Origin of the sequence: Halomonas sp. A29 (assembly GCF_046723295.1) — a bacterium.
In the GTDB taxonomy this organism is placed as follows: domain Bacteria; phylum Pseudomonadota; class Gammaproteobacteria; order Pseudomonadales; family Halomonadaceae; genus Halomonas.
Genome location: NZ_JAXQPR010000005.1, coordinates 417,238 through 437,314, shown reverse-complemented (window position 1 = coordinate 437,314; position 20,077 = coordinate 417,238). Strand labels below are relative to the sequence as shown.

The window sequence follows — 20,077 nt, the reverse complement described above, 5'->3', positions numbered from 1 at the left end:
CGTTTTCGCCTGACGACCATAGCGAGTGGGAACCACCTGATCCCATGCCGAACTCAGCAGTGAAACCGCTCAGCGCCGATGGTAGTGTGGGGTCTCCCCATGTGAGAGTAGGTCATCGTCAGGCACTTCTTCAGAAACCCAGCTTCGAAAGAGGCTGGGTTTCGCCGTTTGTGGCACTTCATAATCTCAGTGCTGAACGTGAGCGGGACGACCCGTTATACGTACCTTGATTCGGGGACGACCTCGACCCACAAGGCTTTGGACGAAAACTGTCTGCGCTTGGCCATACGGCGTTGAAAAACAGCTCAAGTACTCGTTTACAGCGCGTAAACTGTTTTTTGCCCTGTCTGGCCTTTGCCGCCGGCTTTTCAGGCAAGCCTGAGGACGAAAGCAATGGCATGGTTCCTGTTAGTCGTGGCGGGGCTACTCGAAGTGGCCTGGGCGTTGGGCCTGAAGGCATCAGAGGGCTTTACCCGTCCACTTCCCAGTCTGTTCACGATCGTGGCCATGGCGGCCAGCTTTTACCTGCTGGCTCAGGCAATGAAAGTGCTGCCGGTGGGTACCGCCTACGCCATCTGGGTGGGAATTGGAGCGATCGGTACGGTACTGTTAGGCATTCTTGTCTATGGCGATAGCGCATCATCGCTACGGCTTATCAGCCTGGTGTTGATACTTGCAGGGATGGTGGGTTTGAAGCTGGCTGGCTAGTGGGCACTTGGCCTGCCATGAAGTTCGTGCATGACACAAAGCCCCGGCCTTTTGGCTGGGGCTTTGTCATCTGTGGTTGCCGGAAGTGTGGCGGCCTGGCTGGGCTCTTATACGACGCCCTGATCGATCATGGCATCGGCAACCTTGCGGAAGCCGGCGATATTGGCGCCGAGTACCAGGTTGGTGGGCTCTCCGAACTCCGCGGCGGTGCTGGCACACTGCTGGTGGATATCCGCCATGATGGCCTGCAGCTTGGTATCTACCTTTTCCATGCTCCACTGCTGCATGCTGCTGTTCTGAGCCATCTCGAGCTGGCTGGTGGCTACGCCGCCGGCATTGGCCGCCTTGCCGGGGCCATAGGCGATCCTGGCTTCGAGGAAGCGATCGACGGCGCTGGCGGTAGAGGACATGTTCGAACCTTCGCTGATGCAGCGCGCGCCGTTGCTTAGCAGGGCGATCGCATCGGCCTCGGTCACCTCGTTCTGTGTGGCGCTGGGGAAGGCCACCTCGCCCTTGATGCGCCATACGGCATGGCCATCGCTGGGGTAGTCCTGGGCATCGATATAGGTTGCCTCAGGATGGTATTCGACGTATTCGCGCAGCGAGGTCCGCTTGACCTCCTTGAGTAGCTTGAGCGTGTCGAGATCGATGCCTTCCGGGTGGTGGATGGTGCCGCGTGAATCCGAGCAGGTAACAGGGCGAGCGCCAAGCTGATACAGCTTCTCGATGGTGTAGATGGCCACATTGCCGGCTCCTGAGACCAGGCAGGTCTTGCCCATGATGCTGTCGCCACGTGCCTCGAGCATGTTCTGGGCGAAGTAGACGGCGCCGTAGCCAGTGGCCTCCTTGCGACCAAGTGATCCGCCCCAGTTCAACCCCTTGCCAGTGAATACGCCTTCATAGCTGCCCGTGAGACGCTTGTACTGGCCGTACATATAGCCGATTTCTCTGGCGCCTACGCCAATGTCGCCTGCGGGAACGTCGATGGTTGCGCCGATATGACGATACAGCTCGTTCATGAACGACTGGCAGAAGCGCATGATTTCACCGTCGGACTTGCCCTTCGGATCGAAGTTCGAGCCTCCCTTGCCGCCGCCGATAGGCAGCCCGGTCAGGGCATTCTTGAAGATCTGCTCGAAGCCCAGGAACTTGATGATGCTGGCGTTGACGCTCGGGTGAAAGCGCAGGCCGCCTTTGTACGGCCCCAGAGCCGAATTGAACTGGATGCGGTAGCCCTTGTTGACCTGGACCTTGCCGGCATCGTCTACCCAACTGACCCGGAACATGATCTGACGCTCGGGTTCGACGATACGTTCGATGATGCTGTGCTGATGATAGCGCGGCACCGTTTCGAGGAGGGGGCGCAGACACTCGAGGACTTCTTCGGCTGCCTGATAGAACTCGCTCTGGGCAGGGCTGCTTTTTCTGAGCCCTTCGAGGGTGTCGTGTACGTAGGTCATGTGAACATCCAGTCTGATAACGATGCGCTCACTATAATTCACTGCACCATTATGCAGCAATCGCATAGGCTATGTTCGGATTAGACATTGATATGAGTCGAAATCGCTTTTAAATGGCAATCTTTCGTGCACCACTATCGAGCATTTTGATATTTTCATTGACGATAAATAAACGGTTCTGAGGTTTCCCCACAGCTGCTGCCGAGACTGTTAACATTGGTGGGCCAAACTTGCTGGAGCCTCTTCTCTTGTCCTCGATGCCTCCGTCGCACCTGACGCCCGATCAATTGTTGTTCTATTGCCGCCCTGGTTTCGAGCATGATGCCGCTGCCGAGGTAGTGGCTTGCGTCGAACATCTGGATTGGCACGGCCGGGTGGAGTATTCGCCTCAGGAGGGCTTCGTGCGTTTCGTCGTGGATGACGCGCGGCCGGCCAACGAGTTGCACCGGGAGTTGCGCTTCGACCGACTCATCTTTGCGCGCCAGAGCCTGGTGGCACTGCAGCCGCTTTCCCTGGCCCGGGACGACAGGCTCTCAACGATTGTGGAGCAGGTCGTGGCCAGCGGTTGGAGCTTCGACTCGGTCTGGCACGAGACGCCGGATACCAATGACGGCAAAGCCTTGACGGGATTGATCAAGGCGTTGACGCGTCCACTCGAGTCGGCACTGCGCAGGCGTGGCGCCTTGCGTCGCAAGGCTGCCGGGCGCCGTTTGCATCTGTTCTGGACGGATGGCGATCGCGTGCAGCTGGGCATGAGCTTCCCCGGTAACCGCAGCGAACTACCCGGTGGCATCCGTCGGTTGCGCTTTCCCCAGGCCGCGCCAAGTCGTTCGACGCTAAAGCTCGAGGAGGCCTGGCATGAGTTCGTGCCACGGGAGGAGTGGGATGTCCGGCTCGGGGAAGGCATGCAGGCCGCCGACCTGGGCGCCGCGCCAGGCGGCTGGACGTGGCAACTGGTCAGCCGCGGGATGCATGTGTTTGCGATCGACAACGGACCCATGAACAGTGACCTGATGGCAACGGGGATGGTCGAGCACCTGCGCGAGGATGGCTTCGTTTGGGCGCCCCCTTACCGCCTGGATTGGCTGGTGTGCGATATCGTCGACAAGCCGTCGCGTGTGACGGCGATGGTTCAGCGTTGGCTGATCCAGCGCTGGTGTCGGGAAGCGATTTTCAACCTGAAGCTGCCGATGAAACGGCGTTGGGAGGAAGTTGCTCGCTGTCTGGCTCTGCTGGAGGAGGCGCTACACGACGCCGGCATTCGCGCCGAGCTGCGCTGTCGACAGCTGTACCACGATCGTGAAGAGGTCACGGTGCATGTCAGGTTGCAGGACTGATGGCGCCAGCAGGGCGCTGACGCCGTCGTTCTCACGCTATTTCAGTAGGAGGGTTCGTAGATGCGAATAGTCTCGTCTTCCGTCAGCAGCGGCAGGATGCGCTGCATTGCGCGTGAACGCTCCTCGCTGGTATACCACTCATTCCAGGCGAGCAGGTCACGCCACTTCACGATCATTAGCCGCCGGTCGCTGTGGCCGCGTTCGACCAAGGTTTCGCCTCCGACGAAGCCTCTGGCACCGAGAGAGTGGCGCATGGCTTCGCGTGCGGCCTCCTCGTACTCGTCCTCCAGGCCAGGCATGATACGACGTTCGATTATGATCTTGATCATCCAGCTATTCCCCACACCGAGGTCAATCGATGACGAATGCCGCCGACTCACAGCCTGACTTCGACTTCAAAGTCGAGCTGGACACGACCGGTCTCTATTGCCCGGAGCCCATCATGCTCATGCACAACAAGGTGCGTGACATGAGCGCTGGCGAAATCCTCAAGGTAGTCGCCACGGATCCGGCTACCGTCCGCGACGTGCCCAAGTTCTGCAGCTTCTTGGGCCATGAGCTGCTCTCGCAGCAGGAGTCGGGCGGACGCTACCTCTACTTTATCCGTTTAGGCTGATGTACTGCCAGCCTGGTGGTTGGGCACCTTGCACTCACTCTCCGGCTCCCTTCGCGGAACGGGGCACGACCATCAGGGCCAAGGCCTCGAGTGTGCTTGGGTCCTGTTCGCGGATGCGGTTGGCGATGCTGCGCTGGAAGAAGTAGACCATACGGTGCCGGCTGCGGCCGGGATAGAGGCAGGCATCGCCGAGCAGGATCGGCGTCGATTCGACGATGGATTCGTCTGCCAGGAGAGCTTCCACGTTGCCGTCGCTGTAGAGGCGCCAGCCGAACACCTGCTTGAGCTGCCAGGGGCGGCTGTCATCGTCGATGCACAGGGCGTGGGTGCCCTGAGAGTCGGGGATCTGCTGGATCAGGGTGACTTCGTGGGTTTCTTCGTAATCGAAATAGGCGGCGGCATGTTCCAGTTCGCAGGCCTTATGTGGCGGGGGAGACTCCAGCAGCTCCTCGGTTTCGGGATCGCGATAGCCGATGAAGCAACCATGCTCGGCATCGTCGAGCTGGTGGCAGGGCGTCAGCGTTTCCATCCAAGGTACCAGGCCGACTACATCGCCATCCTCACGCAGCCCCCAGGCAAGAATGGGCATGCCGTAGAGGGAGTCCGGGTCCGAGGCCAGGCTGTAGACCATCTCGAGGCCATCGAGCTCGGGGGAGAGGCGTACCAGGCGACGCTTGGCCTGGAGCTTCTGGCGCATCGTTTCCAGGTCGATGACCCGGGCAGGGCGGGGTGACAGTGACATACCCATGTTTCTCCCTCCAGATTCTGCATGGGCCGAGCGGAAAGGTCACGGCTGCGGCAAGGCTGACGGGATCGACTCCTACCTACTGGATCACCAATATCACAGAGTTGCCATGCAAGTTAAGCCTGGCGAGCCTTTTTCATGAGCAGTGGTCGATGAGAATCTGCCAGTGCCGATGGTGATCGCCATAGGCCCGGCGAAAGGCGGGCAGAGGGGCGTCAGGATTTTCCAGCGAGAGCCAGCGCTCTCGGTAAGCGCCGATCGCTTCGGGAGGAGGGTGGTGACTCTCGAACAGTCGGTCGATCTCTGTCAGCCAGCGAGTGGCCAGCGCTTCGAGTTGCTCCAGCCAATCGAACGCCTGGATGTCAGTCAGGCGCTGGTGCAGTTCACCGGGAACTGCGGAGAAATTCCTGCAGGTGTCGCCGGCGGCAAGGCTGGCGGCCAGTAGCCCAGTCGCTTCGTCCAGCCGTTGTTCGGCGAGCAGCAGGGCGCGCAGCAGTTCGGCCGTCAACGGGCGGCTGCGCAACGACTTGAGGTGTTTCTCCAGCGTGGCTGACTCATGGCGCCACTGCGGATTGAACTGGTTGAGCGTGGCCTGATGCAGCCAGGCCACGGCCTCGAACTGGGCCTCGATGCCTTGTGTTTCGCCAGGTGCCAGCGGAGAGCTTGCGCGGGAAAAGCTGCGTACCCACTCCTCGGAATCGAACAAGCTGTTCCAACTGACTCGCGGTAGTTGCTCGGTCTTGGTACGCGTGAGCTGCTCGAGCCGCTCGCGGTTGGCCTCGGAGAGAGTCTGTGGCACTTCGCTGTGCCAGCAGGTATGGAGGCGCCGCCAGAGTTCGAGTTCATAGATCCACTGCTGGCTGGGCGGCGCCACGCGCCCTAACTGGTTGTTGCGGGCGGCGACAAGTGAAGTGATATGGCACTCACGCAGGGCATAGACATTGAGTATGCCCTCGCGGGTTTCGGCGATCGCATAGAGGCGCTCGTCGCGTTCGGGAAAGGCAGCGATGTTGGGAGGGTTGGCCCTGTGCGGTGTCGGTTGGCCTAAGGCCTCGGCTAGTGCCTGCTGGTACGTTACCAGCTTGATCTCGCCTTCGTCATTGCCGCTACAGCCAGCCAGCAGAACCAGCAGCAGTAGCGCAAAGAATGGTTTCGTCTCAAGTGTGAGGGATGTCCAGCCTGCCATTCGTGACTCCCCTGGTCTTGCGCCGCAAACGCTCGCCAAGCAGGGCCGCTGCCACGGTGAGCCCGGCAACCAAGCCGATCCAGTAGCCATGCACACCCAGCGGTTCGGTCAAGCCGGCTACTCCACGGGTACCCAGCCAATGCCCACCGGCCAAACCCACTGCCCAGTAGGCGAATAGGGTGATGAGCATGATGATGCGAGTGTCCTTGTAGCCTCTCAGTGCACCGGCCAGGTTGACCTGGAGCGAGTCGGATATCTGATAGAGCATGGCCAGCAGGATCAGCGATAGCGCCAGGCGCTGAACGGCCGTATCGTGAGTGTAGAGCGCCATGACCGGCTCTGCCGTGAACCACAGCAGGGTGCTGTTCAGCAGCGCGATAAGCACCGATACCAGTACTCCGTTCCAGGCTACCATGCGGGCCAACTCGGCCTTTCCCTGCCCCAGGGTATTGCCGACCCTGACGGTCAGCGCCATGCTCAACGCCAGTGGCAGCATGAACAGGATCGAGGTGTAGTTCAGGGCGACCTGATGCGCCGCCACCGTGATTTCCCCCAGGCTGGCGATGAACAGTGAAATCAATGTGAACAGCGTGACTTCGACAAAGATCGCTACGCCGATGGGCACGCCCACATACAGCAACTCACCGATTAGACGCCAGCGTGGCGGGGCGGGGGAGTGCCAGAGCTCGACATTGCCATAGGCCCGGGAGCGGCGGGTATAGAAAATCATGGCCAGGCACATGACCCACATGGAGAGGGCGGTGGCAATGCCACAACCTAGCGCGCCCAAGGCCGGCAGACCTTGCACCCAGGCCGGCAGCCAATCACCGAACAGGCCGGTGAGCCCATCGCCGCCATAGATCAGCACGAAATTACAGGGGATATTGACCCCGAGGCCCACCAGACTGATCCACAGTGCCGGGCGGGTATGATTCATGCCGTCGGAGAAGGCGCGTAGCGCCTGAAAAAGCGCTACGCCCGGCATGCCGAAGGCGACGGCGGAGAGATAGGCCGACGAGCGGTAGGCAACCTCCGCGGGGACGTTCATCACACGAAAGATCGGCATCACCGCGAACCAGAGTAACAATGCCGACACCAGACCCAGGGTGAAGGCCACCCACAGCGCCTGGTGCACGCTCGGCCGAATGCGCTCGTTGGCGCCGGCTCCCAGCAGATGGGCGACGATAGGCGTCAGCCCCATCAGGGTGCCGGTCATGAACAGCATCAATGGCAGCCACAAGCTGGAGCCCACAGAGACGGCTGCAAGATCGGTAGCACTGAGACGTCCAGTCATCATTACATCGGCAACGCTCATGCCGGCCTGGGCCAGCTGAGCACCGCAGATGGGCAGGGCCAGTCGTATCAGAGGCCGCGTCTCCGTGCGGCTGACTCTCAGCAGATCGGTGAAGAACGTTGCCAAGGGGAGAGCTCCATGCGTATCGAGAGCCTGGCTATGCACCAGGGAAACGGAATATGTTAGCAACATCTGCTGAATTTCGCTGCGTCATCGACTCACATATACTGGCTGACCACTCTGTCATGCATGGAGAATCCGTGACCCATCGCCTCGAGGACGTGATTGCCCTGTTCGACGGCCTCTTCCAGCAGCGCTTCGATACTCGCTTGGTGCGCGGCGGTGACGAGCCGCTCTATTTACCTGCCGATGAAGAGTGCCCGTGGCATCGGGTCATCTTTGCGCGGGGCTTCTATGCCAGTGCACTACATGAAATCAGTCATTGGTGTATCGCCGGTGACCGGCGTCGCCTGCTCGTGGATTACGGCTACTGGTATCACCCGGATGGGCGTAGCGCCGAACAGCAGCGCAGCTTCGAATCGGCTGAAGTGGCACCCCAGGCGTTGGAAATGCTCTTCTCTCGGGCCTGTGGGCTGCGCTTTCATGTCAGCGTGGACAACCTGGGCGGAGAGGTGGATGTCGATCGCGAGGCCTTTCAGGCCCGTGTTAGCGCTCGGGCAGCACGTTACGAGCGCGAGGGGCTACCGTCCAGGGCGGCAGCCTTCCATGCCGGCCTGAAGGCGCTCTATCAGCAGGGTGTGTCTGTCGAGCGCGCCATCGCTCATGGCCTCGAAGCGATGGATCAGGCCATGCCGGCCTCTTCCCACGCCTGCCTGCCAAGCTGAAGCAGAGGCTGCAAGGCCGGCATGGGCTGTCGCGAAGGGTAAGCCACTCCCACGGTCTGGCAAATATCGAGCCCCGCAAGCGGGCGGCACTGCACGTNGGCCGGCATGGGCTGTCGCGAAGGGTAAGCCACTCCCACGGTCTGGCAAATATCGAGCCCCGCAAGCGGGCGGCACTGCACGTCCGGATGGGCGAGAATCTCCGGCCAGGCGGGCACCAGGGAGGCGCCGACCCCGGCCGCGACCAACCCCAGAGTGTATTCAATCGTGCGCAGGCGCGCGCGCACCTGACAGCGTACGCCGGCATCGCTCAATGCCGCTGCCAGCTGTTCCATGGCAGCGCAGGGATGCCGCCAGATGAAGGGCAGTCCATCCAGCTCGGCCAGCGGCAGCGTTTCCTTGATTACTAGTGGATGCCCGTTGGGCAGTGCGAGCAGGTAGCTGTCGTGCCAGATCGGTTGGAAGGCCTCACCCTGTGCCAGGTCCTGCGAGCCGATGATGCGCGCGTCGCAGCGTTCTTCCGGATTGACCAGCGTTAGCGCCAGATTGTCGCCCTGGCCGATGTACTCCTTGAGCAGCGCCGTCATGCGATTGGCACCGAGTGAGCGCATCAGCCCCAGGCGAACCGGGGTCGGCGGCGACGGGGTACGAAACAGGCGGCTGATGGCGTTGAGGTCCTCGCTGACCTGGCGCGCCAGGGGGTAGAGTCGATCACCCTCTTCGGTCGGCGTGATCCCGCGACGATGGCGCTCGAACAGCGGTGTGCCCAGTCGCTCCTCCAACTGCACCAGTGCGGTCGAGATGGAAGGTTGGGCCACATGGCAACGCCGGGCGGCAGCACTGATCGAGCCGCTTTCATAAGCGGCAATGAAGTAGCGCAAGCTTCGCACATCCATAAGCTTTGCCTATATCTAGGGCAGGATATCGATATTATCGCTTTGCCTGTCAGGCGCGCTAGGCTGTAAGCATTCCTCTTTCCACCTTGGGAGCCTGCATAGTGCTCGAACCTCTACCCCAGGAGCAGCGTTTCTACGCTGCGCTACGCAGCGGTGACTGGCCAAGGCCCGATCGTGATTGGCAGCTTGATGAGGTCGAGCTAACGGCGGCGGGGCTTGCGGAGCTTTTCGAGACTCAGCTCATGAGTCGGCACCTGGATCTGCATGCCCGGCGCCTGCAGGCCCGTGGCGAAGCCTTCTATACCATCGGCAGCGCGGGCCACGAGGGCAATGCCGCCATCGCACGCGCTTTTCGTGCCACCGACCCCGCCTTTCTGCACTATCGCGATGCCGCCTTCCTGCTGCAGCGCAGCCGCAGCGTGCCGGGGCAGACGCCGCTGTGGGACCTGCTGCTGAGCTTTGCCGCCTCGGCTGACGACCCGATTTCGGGTGGACGGCACAAGGTGCTTGGCTCGAAGACGCTGAATATTCCCCCCCAGACCAGCACCATTGCCTCGCATCTGCCAAAGGCCATGGGGGCGAGCTACAGCCTGGGCCTGTGGCGGCGGCTGGGCGGTGGCGGCGAATGGCCCGCCGACAGCGTGGTGATCTGCAGTTTCGGCGATGCCTCGTTCAACCACTCCACCGCCCAAGGGGCGCTCAACGCCGCCGGCTGGGCCGCTTATCAAGGTGCGCCGATGCCGCTGGTGATGGTCTGCGAGGACAACGGCATTGGCATCTCTACTCCCACTCCGGCTGGATGGATCGAAGCCAGCGTGCGCTCGCGCCCGGGCTTCCACTACCTCGCCTGCGATGGCCTTGACCTGCTCGACACCTGGCATGCCGCCCGGGAGGCGGAGCGCATCGCCCGATGCCGCAAGCAGCCGGTATTCCTGCACATGCGCTGTGTGCGGCTGTTTGGCCACGCCGGCTCCGATGCTCAGCAGGCCTATCTTCCCCCGGCACGCATCAAGGCCGACGAGGCGCGAGATCCACTGCTGGTCTCGGCCGGGCTCTTGCTGCGCCATGGCATACTCGATGTCGCGGCCATCGAGCGACTCTACCGCTCGATCGCCGAGCGGGTGGCGCACGTGGCCGAGGAGGCGATTCGTCGGCCCAAACTGGAAACCGCGGGACAGGTCATGGCGAGTATCGTGCCGCCGGCGCGGCCAGGTCGTGCCCGCTCCTGGCAGGGGGATATCGACGAAACGCCGTCGACCATGGCCAAGCTGTTGAACCAATCCCTTACTCGTCTGATGGAGAGCCACCCGCACCTGGTCATGGCCGGCGAGGACATCGGTCGCAAGGGGGGTGTCTATGGCGTCACCCAGCGCTTGCAGGCTCAGTTCGGCCCTCATCGGGTGATCGACACCCTGCTGGACGAGCAGAGCATTCTCGGACTGGGCATCGGGATGGGGCAGAGCGGCCTGGTGCCGATTCTCGAAATCCAGTTCCTGGCCTACCTGCACAACGCCGAGGATCAACTGCGCGGTGAAGCGGCCACGCTCAGCTTCTTCTCCAACGGCCAGTACACCAATCCCATGGTGGTGCGCATTGCCGGGCTCGGCTATCAGAAGGGCTTCGGCGGCCACTTCCACAACGACAACGCCATTGCCGTGCTACGCGATATTCCCGGGCTTCTGGTGGCTTGTCCCTCCAATGCTGCCGATGCCGTTGGCCTGATTCAGGAAGCGGTGCGCCTGGCCGACGAGGAGCAGCGGGTGGTGGTGGTGATCGAGCCGATCGCGCTCTACCACACCCGCGACCTGCACGAGGAGGGCGACCAGCAGTGGTGCTTTGCCGATCCTGGGCCGCAGCACCGCCTGGCGGTAGGCGAGCCTGGCCAGTGGGGGGAGGGGCGCGATCTCGCCATCGTCACCTATGGCAACGGCGTCTACCTGTCACGCCAGGCCGCGGCAAGGCTGGAAGCGCAGGGAGTCGCGCTGCGTATCGTCGACCTGCGCTGGCTGACCGATATCGACCATGACGCAGTTCATCGCTTCATCGCCGACTGTGGGCAGGTGCTGGTGGTGGACGAGTGTCGGCGCAGCGGCTCGCCCAGTGAGGAACTGATCACCGCCCTGGTGGAGCGCGGGGTGCCCAGCGATAGGCTGCATCGGCTGACCGCCGAGGACAGCTTCATTCCGTTGGGGCGGGCGGCCACGGTGACGCTGCCCTCGGTCGAGACGATCGTTGCAACAGCGCAGAGCCTGGTGACTCCCGACAGAAATTCGGTCGCAGTGGCAGCTAAGGCAATCAAGGCAGCGGCAGGGAGTGATGAAGGATGAGTCAGGCGCGCAATCATCGCATCGGCGGGGCGTCCCGAGAACGTCTGCTGATCGTCTGTCCCGGTCGCGGCACCTACAACGCTGCCGAGTGGGGCACACTTAACCGTCTGGCGGGCGGCCGCGAGTGGCTGGCACGCTTCGATGCCCTACGAGATGAGGCCGGCATGCCGACGCTCACGGAACTGGATGGCGAGACGCCTTTCCGCCAGAGCCTGCATGGCCGCGGTGAGCATGCCTCTGCGTTGATCTATGCCTGCGCCTGGGCTGACCTGTTGGCCATCGACCGCGAGCGCTACGAGGTGGTGGCGGTAACCGGCAACTCCATGGGCTGGTACATCGCTTTGGCGGCGGCCGGCGCACTGGGCCCTGACGAGGCACTGCACTTGATCGGTACCATGGGGCTGAGGATGCAGGAAAGCTTGGCCGGCGGGCAGGTCATCTACCCTTGGGTCGACGAGGGGTGGCGGCCCGACTGGGCGTTACGCCGCGAGCTGCTGGCTCTGATCGAGAGCACTCACGGACGCGAGGGCGCCGAGTTGCATCTCTCGATCGACCTGGGTGGCATGTTGGTCTTCGGTGGTAACGAGACGGGGCTGGCGCGCCTTACCGAGCTGCTACCAGCCCGCGAACGGTTCCCGCTGCGGCTGCATCAGCATGCCGCCTTCCATACGCCGCTGCAGGAGGGAGTCAAGCGTGCAGCGCGCCGCGAGCTGGCAAGCTTGCCGTTGCGTGCGCCCGAGGTGCCGATGATAGACGGCCGCGGCCATGTCTGGACCCCTTGGAGTACCGATCCCGAACGGCTGTGGAACTACACCCTGGGTGAACAGCTTGTGGCCCCCTACGACTTCACCGCGGCGATTCGGGTCGGCGTGCGCGAGTTTGCGCCGGATCGTATCGTGATCCCCGGTCCCGGGGCCACGCTAGGTGGTGCCACGGCCCAAGCGTTGGTTCAGCTCGGCTGGAAGGACTTGGATGACAAGGCCGCCTTCCAGCGGCTTCAGGCAGAGGAGCCGCGATTGGTCTGCATGGGCATTGCCGAGCAGCGTGAGTGGCTACTGGCAAGAGAGCCCATGCCGTCACTCAGCGCCTAGGCGCTCATGCAGGCGTAGCATCACTTCCACCTCGTGCTCGGGCCGCAGTGGCTCGAGCCCCATCTCGCCGAACAGCTCGTTGCGTGCGCGGCTCCACTCGCCTGCCGACAGGCTGGGGTAGAGGGTGTCGGCCGGCGCCAGTTCGACGAAGGGGTCGATACCGTAAGTATCGAACAGCCGTGCCAGTGCGGCCTCGTCGCCGCTGACCCCGGCAGTGAACAGGGTGGCGTTGAAATGGTCGTTTTCCAGTTCCCTGATCACATCCAGGGGGCTGGCACCGAAGCTGTGCAACTCTTCCAGGCTATAGCCGTTGAGCTCGTTGAACTCCTCGTCCAGCCAGTCGTCGTCGGGCTGGATCAAGGTGTGCTTGATGCGACCGTCGGACAGTACCCAGGCAATGGCCAGAGGCAGATCGCTGTCGTCGCCGGTCTCGACGGCGATGAATCCGGGTATGTCAGCCATTTCACAACTCCTGTTGGGTACGGCCAATATCTTGAGCTCCGCTTGCCATGGGCAGGCGAAAGAAGCGTCTCGCGGTGTCACTGGTGGCGCGGGCCAATTCTGCCTCGTCGTTGCCTCGCCAGTGAGCAATCTCGCGTACGATCCACGGCAGCAGCGATGGCTCGTTGCGCCTGCCCTTGAGTTTGGCAGGTAAATCGCGCGGCAGCAGGTACGGGCAATCGGTTTCCACCATCAGGCGCTCGAGAGGAATCTCCCTTACCAGTTCGCGGAGATGATGGCCACGGCGCTCGTCACAGATCCATCCCGTCAATCCGATGTGCAGATCCAGGTCGAGATAGCCGTGCAGTGTATCGCGGTCGGCAGTGAAACAGTGAACGACGGCATCGCTGATATCGTCGCGCCAGGCTCGCAGTATCTCGCGCATGCGCCGACCGGCATCGCGCTCGTGGATGAACAGGGGCTTGCCGCTCTCGACCGCCAGTCCTAGCTGGGCTTCGAAGGCAAACTCCTGCTTAGCCGGGGTAGAGAAGTTGCGGTTGAAATCGAGGCCGCATTCTCCCACGGCGACTATCTCGTGTCGCGAGTGCAGCTTGCGCATGGCCGCGGCCAGGGTGGGGTCCCAATGGCTGGCATCGTGGGGGTGTACGCCGGCGGTGGCGTACAGGCCCGGCAAGCGCTGGGCCAGCTCCACTGCCTGTTCGGCATGGGCGCGGTCGGTGCCGGTCACGATCAGGGTCGTCACGTTGGCTGCCCGTGCACGGCGCAGCACGGCCTCGAGATCGCGGTCGAAGCTGTCGTGAGTCAGGTTGGCGCCGATATCCACCAGCGGGGCGGGCGATCGAAACTGCAGCGCCTCGGGGAGAAAGTCATCGAAAGTGACGTCGGGGTCGACCAAGGATGCGCTCCTATGCAGATACATGGGGCATTGTAACCAAAGCCACGGCGGGCCAGCCATGCGTTACACTAGCCGCCTCGATGAATTGAGAGGTGAGCGTGTGACCCTGCTACGTCTGGAAAGCTTGCAACTGGCCTACGGCAACCATGTGCTGCTCAACGGTGCCGACCTGGTGCTGGAGAAAGGAGAGCGTCTGGCGCTGGTCGGGCGCAACGGCACCGGAAAATCGACCCTGCTCAAGCTGGTGGCGGGTGAAATCCTGCCCGACGACGGCAGTATCTGGCGCGCCCCGGGGCTGAAGATCGGTGTGCTGGAGCAGGATCTGCCCTCCGCCACTGGAGAGACCATCTTCGACGTGGTGGCACAAGGGCTGCCACAGGCCGGTGAGCTGTTGGCGGAGTATCACCATCTGGTGCAGGAAGCCGAGCCCGACATGAAGCGCATGGCGACTCTGCAGAGCCGCCTCGAGGCTATCGACGGCTGGTCATTCGAGCAGCGTATCGATGTCGTGTTGACGCGTCTCGGGCTGCCTGCCGACGATCTGATGAGCTCGCTCTCGGGTGGCTGGCGCCGGCGCGTTGCGCTGGCCCGGGCACTCGTCGCCGAGCCCGACTTGTTGTTGCTCGACGAGCCCACCAACCATCTCGATCTCGACACCATCGCCTGGCTGGAGGAGCAACTGCTCGCTTTCAACGGAGCGGTGCTGTTCATCACCCACGACCGCGCCTTCTTGTCGAAGCTGGCAACGGCAATTCTCGAACTCGATCGTGGACGACTGGGCCGCTACCCGGGCAATTACGCAGCGTACCAGCAGCAGAAAGCCCATGAGCTGGAGATCGAAGCGCGTGAGAACGCGGAATTCGACAAGAAACTCGCCCAGGAAGAAGCCTGGATTCGTCAGGGAATCAAGGCACGTCGCACCCGTAACGAAGGCCGGGTTCGAGCGCTGGAACAGCTGCGTCGCGAGCGTAGCCAGCGGCGCGAAGTGCAGGGCCGGGCGAGCTTCGGCGTGGACAGAGGCGAGCGCAGCGGCAAGCGCGTGGTCGAGCTCGTCGGTGTCTCTCACCGCTTCGGCGACGAAATCATCATTCAAGATCTTAACCTGGAGCTTCAGCGCGGCGATCGCATCGGCCTCATCGGACGCAACGGTGCCGGCAAGACCACCCTGCTCAAGATCCTGCTCGGCGAGCTCGAGCCATGCGAAGGCACGGTGCGCTTGGGTACCAACATCAAGGTCGCCTACTTCGACCAGCTGCGGGCCGGTCTCGAGCCGGAGAAGAGCGTCTACGACAACGTCGCCCAGGGCAGCGACCGAGTTACGGTGGGGGGCAAGGACAAGCACGTCATCAGCTACCTGCAGGACTTCCTGTTCACACCGGAGCGGGCGCGTCAGCCGGTCAAGGCGCTCTCCGGCGGTGAGTCAAACCGCCTGCTGCTGGCCCGGCTCTTCACCCAGCCAGCCAACGTCTTGGTGCTCGACGAGCCGACCAACGACCTCGACGTCGAGACCCTGGAGCTGCTCGAGGAGCTGCTGCTCGACTTCGATGGTACCCTGCTGCTGGTTTCCCACGACCGCGCCTTCATGGACAACGTGGTAACCGGCGTGCTGGCCTTCGAAGGCGATGGTGTGGTGCGCGAGTACGTGGGGGGCTACAGCGACTGGGTGCGGCAGGGTGGCACGCTGCCGCCAGCGCCGTGGGAGGGCGCGGCACGCCAGCAGGTGGAACCGACTGCCAAACCGGAAACGTCGGCCAAGGCGACTGCACCGGCATCGTCGACAGCGAAAAAGCCCACCAAACTCTCCTATAAGTTGCAGCGTGAACTCGATGCGTTGCCGGCCGAAATCGAAAGGCTGGAAGCCGAGGTGGCCGAGTTCGAGGCCCGGGTCGGTGCCCCAGCGTTCTATCAGCAGGAAGCGGGAGTGGTGGCCGAGACGCTACAGGCCATGGGTGACAAGCAGGCCGAACTCGATGCCGCCATGGAGCGGTGGATGGAGTTGGAAGCCCTTTCTTCGGGGGGGTGATCAACTTCAGGAGGACGATCAAGTAGATCGAGGCCTTGCCAGGAAGCGCAGAGGGAGCGCTTCCCCACGTCCCTGTGGGGGCTGGCGCAGTCGGACACAGTGATTCCTTTATTCGGCGCTTTCGCCTTTCTTGCCGACGCGCACGGCCAGCACATCGCACTGGGCGCCGTGCAGCACGCCGGTGGAGGTCGAGCCGAGCAGCAGGGCGAAGCCGTGCCGGCCATGGGAGCCAACCACGATCAGGTCGACGCCATTCTCTGCGGCAAAGCGATGGATCTCGGTGTCAGGCATGCCAACCAGTACGTGCTGGTTCTCCTCGGCCACGTGAGGATTGGCGATTTCGGCCAGACGCTGCTTGGCATGCTCATCCAACTGATCCTGGATGCTGGTGAGGTCCATGGGGATGTCGCCACCATAGGCAAAGCCGAGCGGCTCCAGAGTATGCATGATCGACAGCTTGGCGTGGTTGCGCTCGGCGATCTGCAAGGCGCGCTCCAGCACCTTGTGGGAGTCCTTGGTCAGGTCGACGGCGACCAGGATATGGCGGTATTCATTGCTCATGGCAGGGCTCCTGCGTAACGGCATGTGATCGGTATGCCTTCACTCTAGGACGGCTGATGAATCAAGACAACGACTTGCGTCAAGAATCAGGAGAAACCGGATGGTCTGGCTAGTCATTCTTGCAGCGTTGCTGCTGATGGTTTCACCGGTGATGTGGCTCAAGCCCAGCCCCCGGCAACGACGCATCGTGCCCCTGCGCAATGCGGCGGCAAAGGCGGGGGTCAAGGTGGTACTGGAGAAGCCGCCACTGCATGGGACCAGCACCGCCATGCCGGGCTATCGTTGGAGCTACCCGAGCGACGCCCCGGGGCCACGCTTCCTGCTGGTGCGTGCCAGCGAGGCCAGCGACGTGCTCAAGCCCAGCGTGGCCGATTGGCGTTGGCGGATCGAGCCTCTTCGACCTTTGCCAGGGGCGGCCAACGAGCCACTCGAGGCCTTGCTGACACGCCTGCCACAGGATGCACTGGTCGTCGAGTCGAACGAGTTTGCCATCACTTTATGGTGGTGGGAGTCGCAGACGGCAGAGCGCTTCCTCTCCTACGTCAAGGACTTTCGCCAGCTGCGCGATGCTCTGGCTGGGCATGCCGACCATCGCCGGGCCAAGCCTGCCTTCGGTCAAGAGATATCGCGAGACTGAGATGCTCAGCCGTCGCTCTCTCTGGACTGGATCGCCAGGCCGTTGTTCTCGATGTGCTCCAGCAGGGTGTCGAGCTGATGGATTTCCGCCTCGCTGAGGCCACCCAGCATCTCTCGCCTTGCCTGGGTCACCACCTCATCGATCTGCTCGAGCAGGGGCGTGGCGGCCTCGGTCAAGAACACGCGCTTGGTGCGCCGGTCCTGTTCGCAGGGACAGCGTTCGATCAGCCCCTGCTCTGAAAGCTGATCGAGTGTGCGCACCAAGGAAGGTGCCTCCACGCCGATCGCTCGTGCCAAGTCGCACTGGGGCTGTCCATCGCCGAGCCGCCATAGATGATACAGCGTGATCCAGCGCGTCTGGGTCAGGCCTAATGGGGCGAGGCGCCGATCGATGATGGCACGCCACAGGCGAGGCAGACGGGACAGTCGGAAGCCGATGTTCTGATGCATGGGACTCCGCTTAATCGTTGAATTTGTCGAATTGTCCGGACCCCTTGCGTGTAATGCAACTTGTCTCGTCACGTAACTGCTGTCGATGTTTCGATTACCGCACTAATCGATAGGTTCCCCTCCTTTCCTGGAAACGTGTCTTGCCAGCCTGAAACAGACTCACACCGGGCTCGCCTGGACTAGGCTATCAGCCAGTACCCATATGCCGGATGATGTCGACCTGCGCCGCTGTCGATTGCCGCCAATGCGTTTCTGGGGCTTGACGTGTCGGCCGGAGTACACCAAGCTTCCCAGAATCAAACGGCCGTATGAAATCTGGCACTCCTCCAACGCCAACCTCTGTGTGGAGATTCGTGGATGATCTATCAAGGCAACGCCATCACGGTGGCCCGCGGTACCAAGAACGGGGGCGACGATGTCGCCATGCTCACCTTCGATCTGCAGGGTGAATCCATCAACAAGCTGTCCAGCGCCGTGGTCGCCGAGCTCGACGAGGCCGTCCAGGCGATTCGCGCCGAGAGCGGCCTGAAGGGGCTGGTGATCGGCAGCGCCAAGGACGCCTTCATCGTTGGCGCGGACATCACCGAATTTCAGACGATGTTCGGCAAGGGCTCGGAGTTCCTCGAGTCGATGCTGATGAAAGTACACGACATCTTCAATGCCATCGAAGACCTGCCGTTTCCCACAGTTACGGCAATCAACGGGCTGGCGCTGGGTGGCGGCTGCGAAGTCACCCTGACCACCGATTTTCGAGTGATGGGCGACAAGGCCAAGATCGGCCTGCCTGAAACCAAGCTGGGGATTCTGCCTGGTTGGGGCGGCTGCGTGCGCCTGCCGCGCATGATCGGTTCGGACAATGCTGTCGAGTGGATCGCCGGCGGCACCGAGAATCGCGCCGATGCCGCGCTCAAGGTCGGGGCAGTGGACGCCGTGGTACCGAACGACCAGCTCGAGGCGGCGGCACTCGACATGATTGCACGCGCCAATGCCGGTGAGCTCGATTACCAGGCGCGCCGCGCCGAGAAGACCGGCCCGCTCAAGCTCAATGCCATCGAGCAGATGATGGCCTTCGAGACCGCCAAGGGTTTCGTGGCCGGCAAGGCCGGACCGCACTATCCGGCGCCGATCGAGGCGATCAAGGTGATCCAGAAGGGCGCCGGCGAGGAACGCACTCGTGCCCAGGCCATCGAAGCCAAGGCCTTCGCCAAGCTGGCCATGACCGACGTGGCCTTCAACTTGGTCGGTCTGTTCATGAACGACCAGGTGGTCAAGAAAAAGGCCGGCAAGTTCGAGAAGCAGGCCCGCGCGGTCAAGCAGACTGCCGTGCTGGGGGCCGGCATCATGGGTGGCGGTATCGCCTACCAGAGTGCCTCCAAGGGCACGCCCATCCTGATGAAGGACATCAAGGAAGAGGCCATCGAGCTGGGTCTGAAAGAGTCGCGCAAGCTATTCGCCAAGCAGGTGGAGCGCAACAAGCTCACCACCGAGCAGATGGCAGAGAAGTTGACCCTGATCCGCCCGACGCTCTCCTACGGCGATTTCGGCCACGTCGACCTGGTGGTCGAGGCGGTGGTGGAAAATCCCAAGGTCAAGGACGCGGTGCTCACCGAAGTGGAGGGTCTGGTCGGGGAAGACACCATCCTCACCTCCAATACCTCGACCATTTCGATCACCCGCCTGGCACAGAACCTCAAGCGCCCCGAGAACTTCTGCGGCATGCACTTCTTCAACCCGGTGCACCGTATGCCGCTGGTCGAGGTCATCCGTGGCGAGAAGACCGGTGACGCTGCCGTGGCAGCCACCGTGGCCTATGCCCGCGCCATGGGTAAGACGCCCATCGTGGTCAACGACTGCCCCGGGTTCCTGGTCAACCGCGTGCTGTTCCCCTATTTCGGCGGCTTCAGCCTGCTGGTGGAGCAGGGCGCCGACTTCCAGCGTGTCGACAAGGTGATGGAGAAGTTCGGCTGGCCCATGGGGCCCGCCTACTTGCTCGACGTGGTGGGCATGGATACCGCCGTACACGCCAATGAAGTGATGGCCGAGGGCTTCCCCGACCGCATGGCCCGCGATTCCAAGACCGCCATCCAGGTCATGTACGAGAACGAGCGCCTGGGCCAGAAGAACGACAAGGGCTTTTACGCCTACGAGGAAGACCGCAAGGGCAAGCCGAAGAAGGTCAGCGACGACAAGGCCTATGAGCTGGTCAAGCAAGTGGTCGTCAGCGAGAAGGAGTTCTCCGACGAGGACATCATCGCCCGCATGATGGTGCCGCTGTGTCTGGAGACGGTGCGCTGCCTCGAGGACAACATCGTCGAGACCCCGGCCGAGGCCGACATGGCGCTGATCTACGGCGTCGGCTTCCCGCCGTTCCGCGGTGGTGCACTGCGCTACATCGACGCCATGGGTGTGGCCGAGTTCGTCAAGCTGGCCGAAGGCCTGGCCGAGGAGCTTGGCCCGCTCTACGCGCCTACCGACAAGCTGCGCAAGATGGCAGAAGCCGGCGAGCGTTTCTATTCCACCCAGGCCCAGAGCTGAATCCACCACGAGC

19 protein-coding genes and 1 rRNA gene are annotated in these 20,077 nt (G+C 62.5%); 10 read left to right on the top strand and 10 right to left on the bottom strand.

Translation table 11 applies throughout. The features are described 5' to 3' along the window. Positions 1–8: 8 nt before the first annotated feature. Together rrf and sugE are read left to right on the top strand one after the other, a co-directional pair. Positions 9–124: ribosomal RNA gene (gene rrf, locus SPH52_RS12450) — 5S ribosomal RNA — on the top strand. A gap of 269 nt (positions 125–393) precedes the next feature. After that, on the top strand, positions 394–708 hold the full coding sequence (sugE, locus tag SPH52_RS12445) for a quaternary ammonium compound efflux SMR transporter SugE (RefSeq protein WP_411795332.1): 315 nt from the start codon (positions 394–396) through the stop codon (positions 706–708). A gap of 107 nt (positions 709–815) precedes the next feature. On the opposite strand, the gene gdhA is transcribed toward sugE, so the two are convergent. After that, positions 816–2,168: an NADP-specific glutamate dehydrogenase gene (gdhA, locus tag SPH52_RS12440; protein ID WP_411795331.1), complete on the bottom strand. Its 1,353-nt coding sequence runs from the start codon at positions 2,166–2,168 to the stop codon at positions 816–818. Positions 2,169–2,425: 257 nt separating this feature from the next. Between gdhA and rlmM the strand changes: the two genes are divergently transcribed. Beyond that, positions 2,426–3,505 (top strand): 23S rRNA (cytidine(2498)-2'-O)-methyltransferase RlmM, encoded by a 1,080-nt coding sequence (gene rlmM / locus SPH52_RS12435; RefSeq protein ID WP_411795350.1) that lies wholly within the window; start codon positions 2,426–2,428, stop codon positions 3,503–3,505. 41 nt (positions 3,506–3,546) lie between these two features. Here rlmM and SPH52_RS12430 read toward each other — a convergent pair whose 3' ends face one another. Beyond that, the gene (locus tag SPH52_RS12430) at positions 3,547–3,834 is read right to left on the bottom strand and encodes an antibiotic biosynthesis monooxygenase family protein (protein ID WP_411795330.1); all 288 of its coding nucleotides are present in this window, start codon (positions 3,832–3,834) and stop codon (positions 3,547–3,549) included. A gap of 29 nt (positions 3,835–3,863) precedes the next feature. Between SPH52_RS12430 and tusA the strand changes: the two genes are divergently transcribed. Next, the gene (gene tusA, locus SPH52_RS12425; protein WP_411795329.1) at positions 3,864–4,121 is read left to right on the top strand and encodes a sulfurtransferase TusA; all 258 of its coding nucleotides are present in this window, start codon (positions 3,864–3,866) and stop codon (positions 4,119–4,121) included. A 34-nt stretch (positions 4,122–4,155) separates the two neighbouring features. Here the strand turns inward: tusA and SPH52_RS12420 are convergent, their stop codons facing one another. From SPH52_RS12420 to SPH52_RS12410, 3 genes are all read right to left on the bottom strand, one after another. Then, entirely contained in the window at positions 4,156–4,869 is a 714-nt protein-coding gene (locus SPH52_RS12420; protein ID WP_411795328.1) for a hypothetical protein, read from the bottom strand. Positions 4,870–5,002: 133 nt separating this feature from the next. Next, entirely contained in the window at positions 5,003–6,052 is a 1,050-nt protein-coding gene (locus SPH52_RS12415) for a DUF3080 family protein (RefSeq protein ID WP_411795327.1), read from the bottom strand. Then, the gene (locus SPH52_RS12410) at positions 6,024–7,472 is read right to left on the bottom strand and encodes an MATE family efflux transporter (protein ID WP_411795326.1); all 1,449 of its coding nucleotides are present in this window, start codon (positions 7,470–7,472) and stop codon (positions 6,024–6,026) included. The genes SPH52_RS12415 and SPH52_RS12410 overlap by 29 nt, the downstream gene beginning before the upstream one ends. A gap of 134 nt (positions 7,473–7,606) precedes the next feature. Between SPH52_RS12410 and SPH52_RS12405 the strand changes: the two genes are divergently transcribed. Next, positions 7,607–8,191: an elongation factor P hydroxylase gene (locus SPH52_RS12405; protein WP_411795325.1), complete on the top strand. Its 585-nt coding sequence runs from the start codon at positions 7,607–7,609 to the stop codon at positions 8,189–8,191. Here the strand turns inward: SPH52_RS12405 and SPH52_RS12400 are convergent. Then, a complete protein-coding gene (locus SPH52_RS12400; RefSeq protein WP_411795323.1) occupies positions 8,149–9,084 on the bottom strand; it encodes a LysR family transcriptional regulator in 936 nt (311 codons plus the stop codon). The genes SPH52_RS12405 and SPH52_RS12400 overlap by 43 nt on opposite strands. Before the next feature lie 101 nt (positions 9,085–9,185). Here SPH52_RS12400 and SPH52_RS12395 point away from each other — a divergent pair, with 101 nt between their 5' ends. Both SPH52_RS12395 and SPH52_RS12390 read left to right on the top strand, forming a co-directional pair. Beyond that, positions 9,186–11,411: a thiamine pyrophosphate-dependent enzyme gene (locus SPH52_RS12395; RefSeq protein WP_411795322.1), complete on the top strand. Its 2,226-nt coding sequence runs from the start codon at positions 9,186–9,188 to the stop codon at positions 11,409–11,411. Further along, positions 11,408–12,502: an ACP S-malonyltransferase gene (locus SPH52_RS12390; RefSeq protein WP_411795321.1), complete on the top strand. Its 1,095-nt coding sequence runs from the start codon at positions 11,408–11,410 to the stop codon at positions 12,500–12,502. Before SPH52_RS12395 ends, SPH52_RS12390 begins: the two co-directional genes overlap by 4 nt. Here the strand turns inward: SPH52_RS12390 and SPH52_RS12385 are convergent. Together SPH52_RS12385 and SPH52_RS12380 are read right to left on the bottom strand one after the other, a co-directional pair. Continuing rightward, positions 12,488–12,964: a hypothetical protein gene (locus SPH52_RS12385; protein WP_411795320.1), complete on the bottom strand. Its 477-nt coding sequence runs from the start codon at positions 12,962–12,964 to the stop codon at positions 12,488–12,490. The two genes, SPH52_RS12390 and SPH52_RS12385, sit on opposite strands and share 15 nt — an antisense overlap. Before the next feature lies 1 nt (position 12,965). Then, entirely contained in the window at positions 12,966–13,859 is an 894-nt protein-coding gene (locus SPH52_RS12380; protein ID WP_411795318.1) for a TatD family hydrolase, read from the bottom strand. A 100-nt stretch (positions 13,860–13,959) separates the two neighbouring features. Between SPH52_RS12380 and SPH52_RS12375 the strand changes: the two genes are divergently transcribed. Further along, positions 13,960–15,882 carry an ATP-binding cassette domain-containing protein gene (locus SPH52_RS12375; RefSeq protein ID WP_411795317.1) on the top strand — a complete coding sequence of 641 codons (1,923 nt, stop codon included), beginning with the start codon at positions 13,960–13,962 and terminating at the stop codon, positions 15,880–15,882. Between the two features lie 108 nt (positions 15,883–15,990). Here SPH52_RS12375 and SPH52_RS12370 read toward each other — a convergent pair whose 3' ends face one another. Further along, entirely contained in the window at positions 15,991–16,443 is a 453-nt protein-coding gene (locus SPH52_RS12370; RefSeq protein WP_411795316.1) for a universal stress protein, read from the bottom strand. Positions 16,444–16,543: 100 nt separating this feature from the next. On the opposite strand from SPH52_RS12370, the gene SPH52_RS12365 reads away from it, so the two are divergent. Then, the gene (locus SPH52_RS12365; protein WP_411795315.1) at positions 16,544–17,080 is read left to right on the top strand and encodes a preprotein translocase subunit YajC; all 537 of its coding nucleotides are present in this window, start codon (positions 16,544–16,546) and stop codon (positions 17,078–17,080) included. A 5-nt stretch (positions 17,081–17,085) separates the two neighbouring features. Here SPH52_RS12365 and slyA read toward each other — a convergent pair whose 3' ends face one another. Beyond that, the gene (gene slyA, locus SPH52_RS12360) at positions 17,086–17,529 is read right to left on the bottom strand and encodes a transcriptional regulator SlyA (protein WP_411795314.1); all 444 of its coding nucleotides are present in this window, start codon (positions 17,527–17,529) and stop codon (positions 17,086–17,088) included. Positions 17,530–17,886: 357 nt separating this feature from the next. On the opposite strand from slyA, the gene fadB reads away from it, so the two are divergent. Then, on the top strand, positions 17,887–20,064 hold the full coding sequence (gene fadB / locus SPH52_RS12355) for a fatty acid oxidation complex subunit alpha FadB (protein WP_411795313.1): 2,178 nt from the start codon (positions 17,887–17,889) through the stop codon (positions 20,062–20,064). Positions 20,065–20,077 lie beyond the last annotated feature (13 nt).

Bases quoted from the DNA above. Each gene is read 5' to 3' on its own strand.
- sugE (WP_411795332.1), top strand. From the start codon at position 394: ATGGCATGGTTCCTGTTAGTCGTGGCGGGGCTACTCGAAGTGGCCTGG.
- gdhA (WP_411795331.1), bottom strand. From the start codon at position 2,168: ATGACCTACGTACACGACACCCTCGAAGGGCTCAGAAAAAGCAGCCCT.
- rlmM (WP_411795350.1), top strand. From the start codon at position 2,426: ATGCCTCCGTCGCACCTGACGCCCGATCAATTGTTGTTCTATTGCCGC.
- SPH52_RS12430 (WP_411795330.1), bottom strand. From the start codon at position 3,834: ATGATCAAGATCATAATCGAACGTCGTATCATGCCTGGCCTGGAGGAC.
- tusA (WP_411795329.1), top strand. From the start codon at position 3,864: ATGACGAATGCCGCCGACTCACAGCCTGACTTCGACTTCAAAGTCGAG.
- SPH52_RS12420 (WP_411795328.1), bottom strand. From the start codon at position 4,869: ATGGGTATGTCACTGTCACCCCGCCCTGCCCGGGTCATCGACCTGGAA.
- SPH52_RS12415 (WP_411795327.1), bottom strand. From the start codon at position 6,052: ATGGCAGGCTGGACATCCCTCACACTTGAGACGAAACCATTCTTTGCG.
- SPH52_RS12390 (WP_411795321.1), top strand. From the start codon at position 11,408: ATGAGTCAGGCGCGCAATCATCGCATCGGCGGGGCGTCCCGAGAACGT.
- SPH52_RS12385 (WP_411795320.1), bottom strand. From the start codon at position 12,964: ATGGCTGACATACCCGGATTCATCGCCGTCGAGACCGGCGACGACAGC.
- SPH52_RS12370 (WP_411795316.1), bottom strand. From the start codon at position 16,443: ATGAGCAATGAATACCGCCATATCCTGGTCGCCGTCGACCTGACCAAG.
- SPH52_RS12365 (WP_411795315.1), top strand. From the start codon at position 16,544: ATGGTCTGGCTAGTCATTCTTGCAGCGTTGCTGCTGATGGTTTCACCG.
- slyA (WP_411795314.1), bottom strand. From the start codon at position 17,529: ATGCATCAGAACATCGGCTTCCGACTGTCCCGTCTGCCTCGCCTGTGG.
- fadB (WP_411795313.1), top strand. From the start codon at position 17,887: ATGATCTATCAAGGCAACGCCATCACGGTGGCCCGCGGTACCAAGAAC.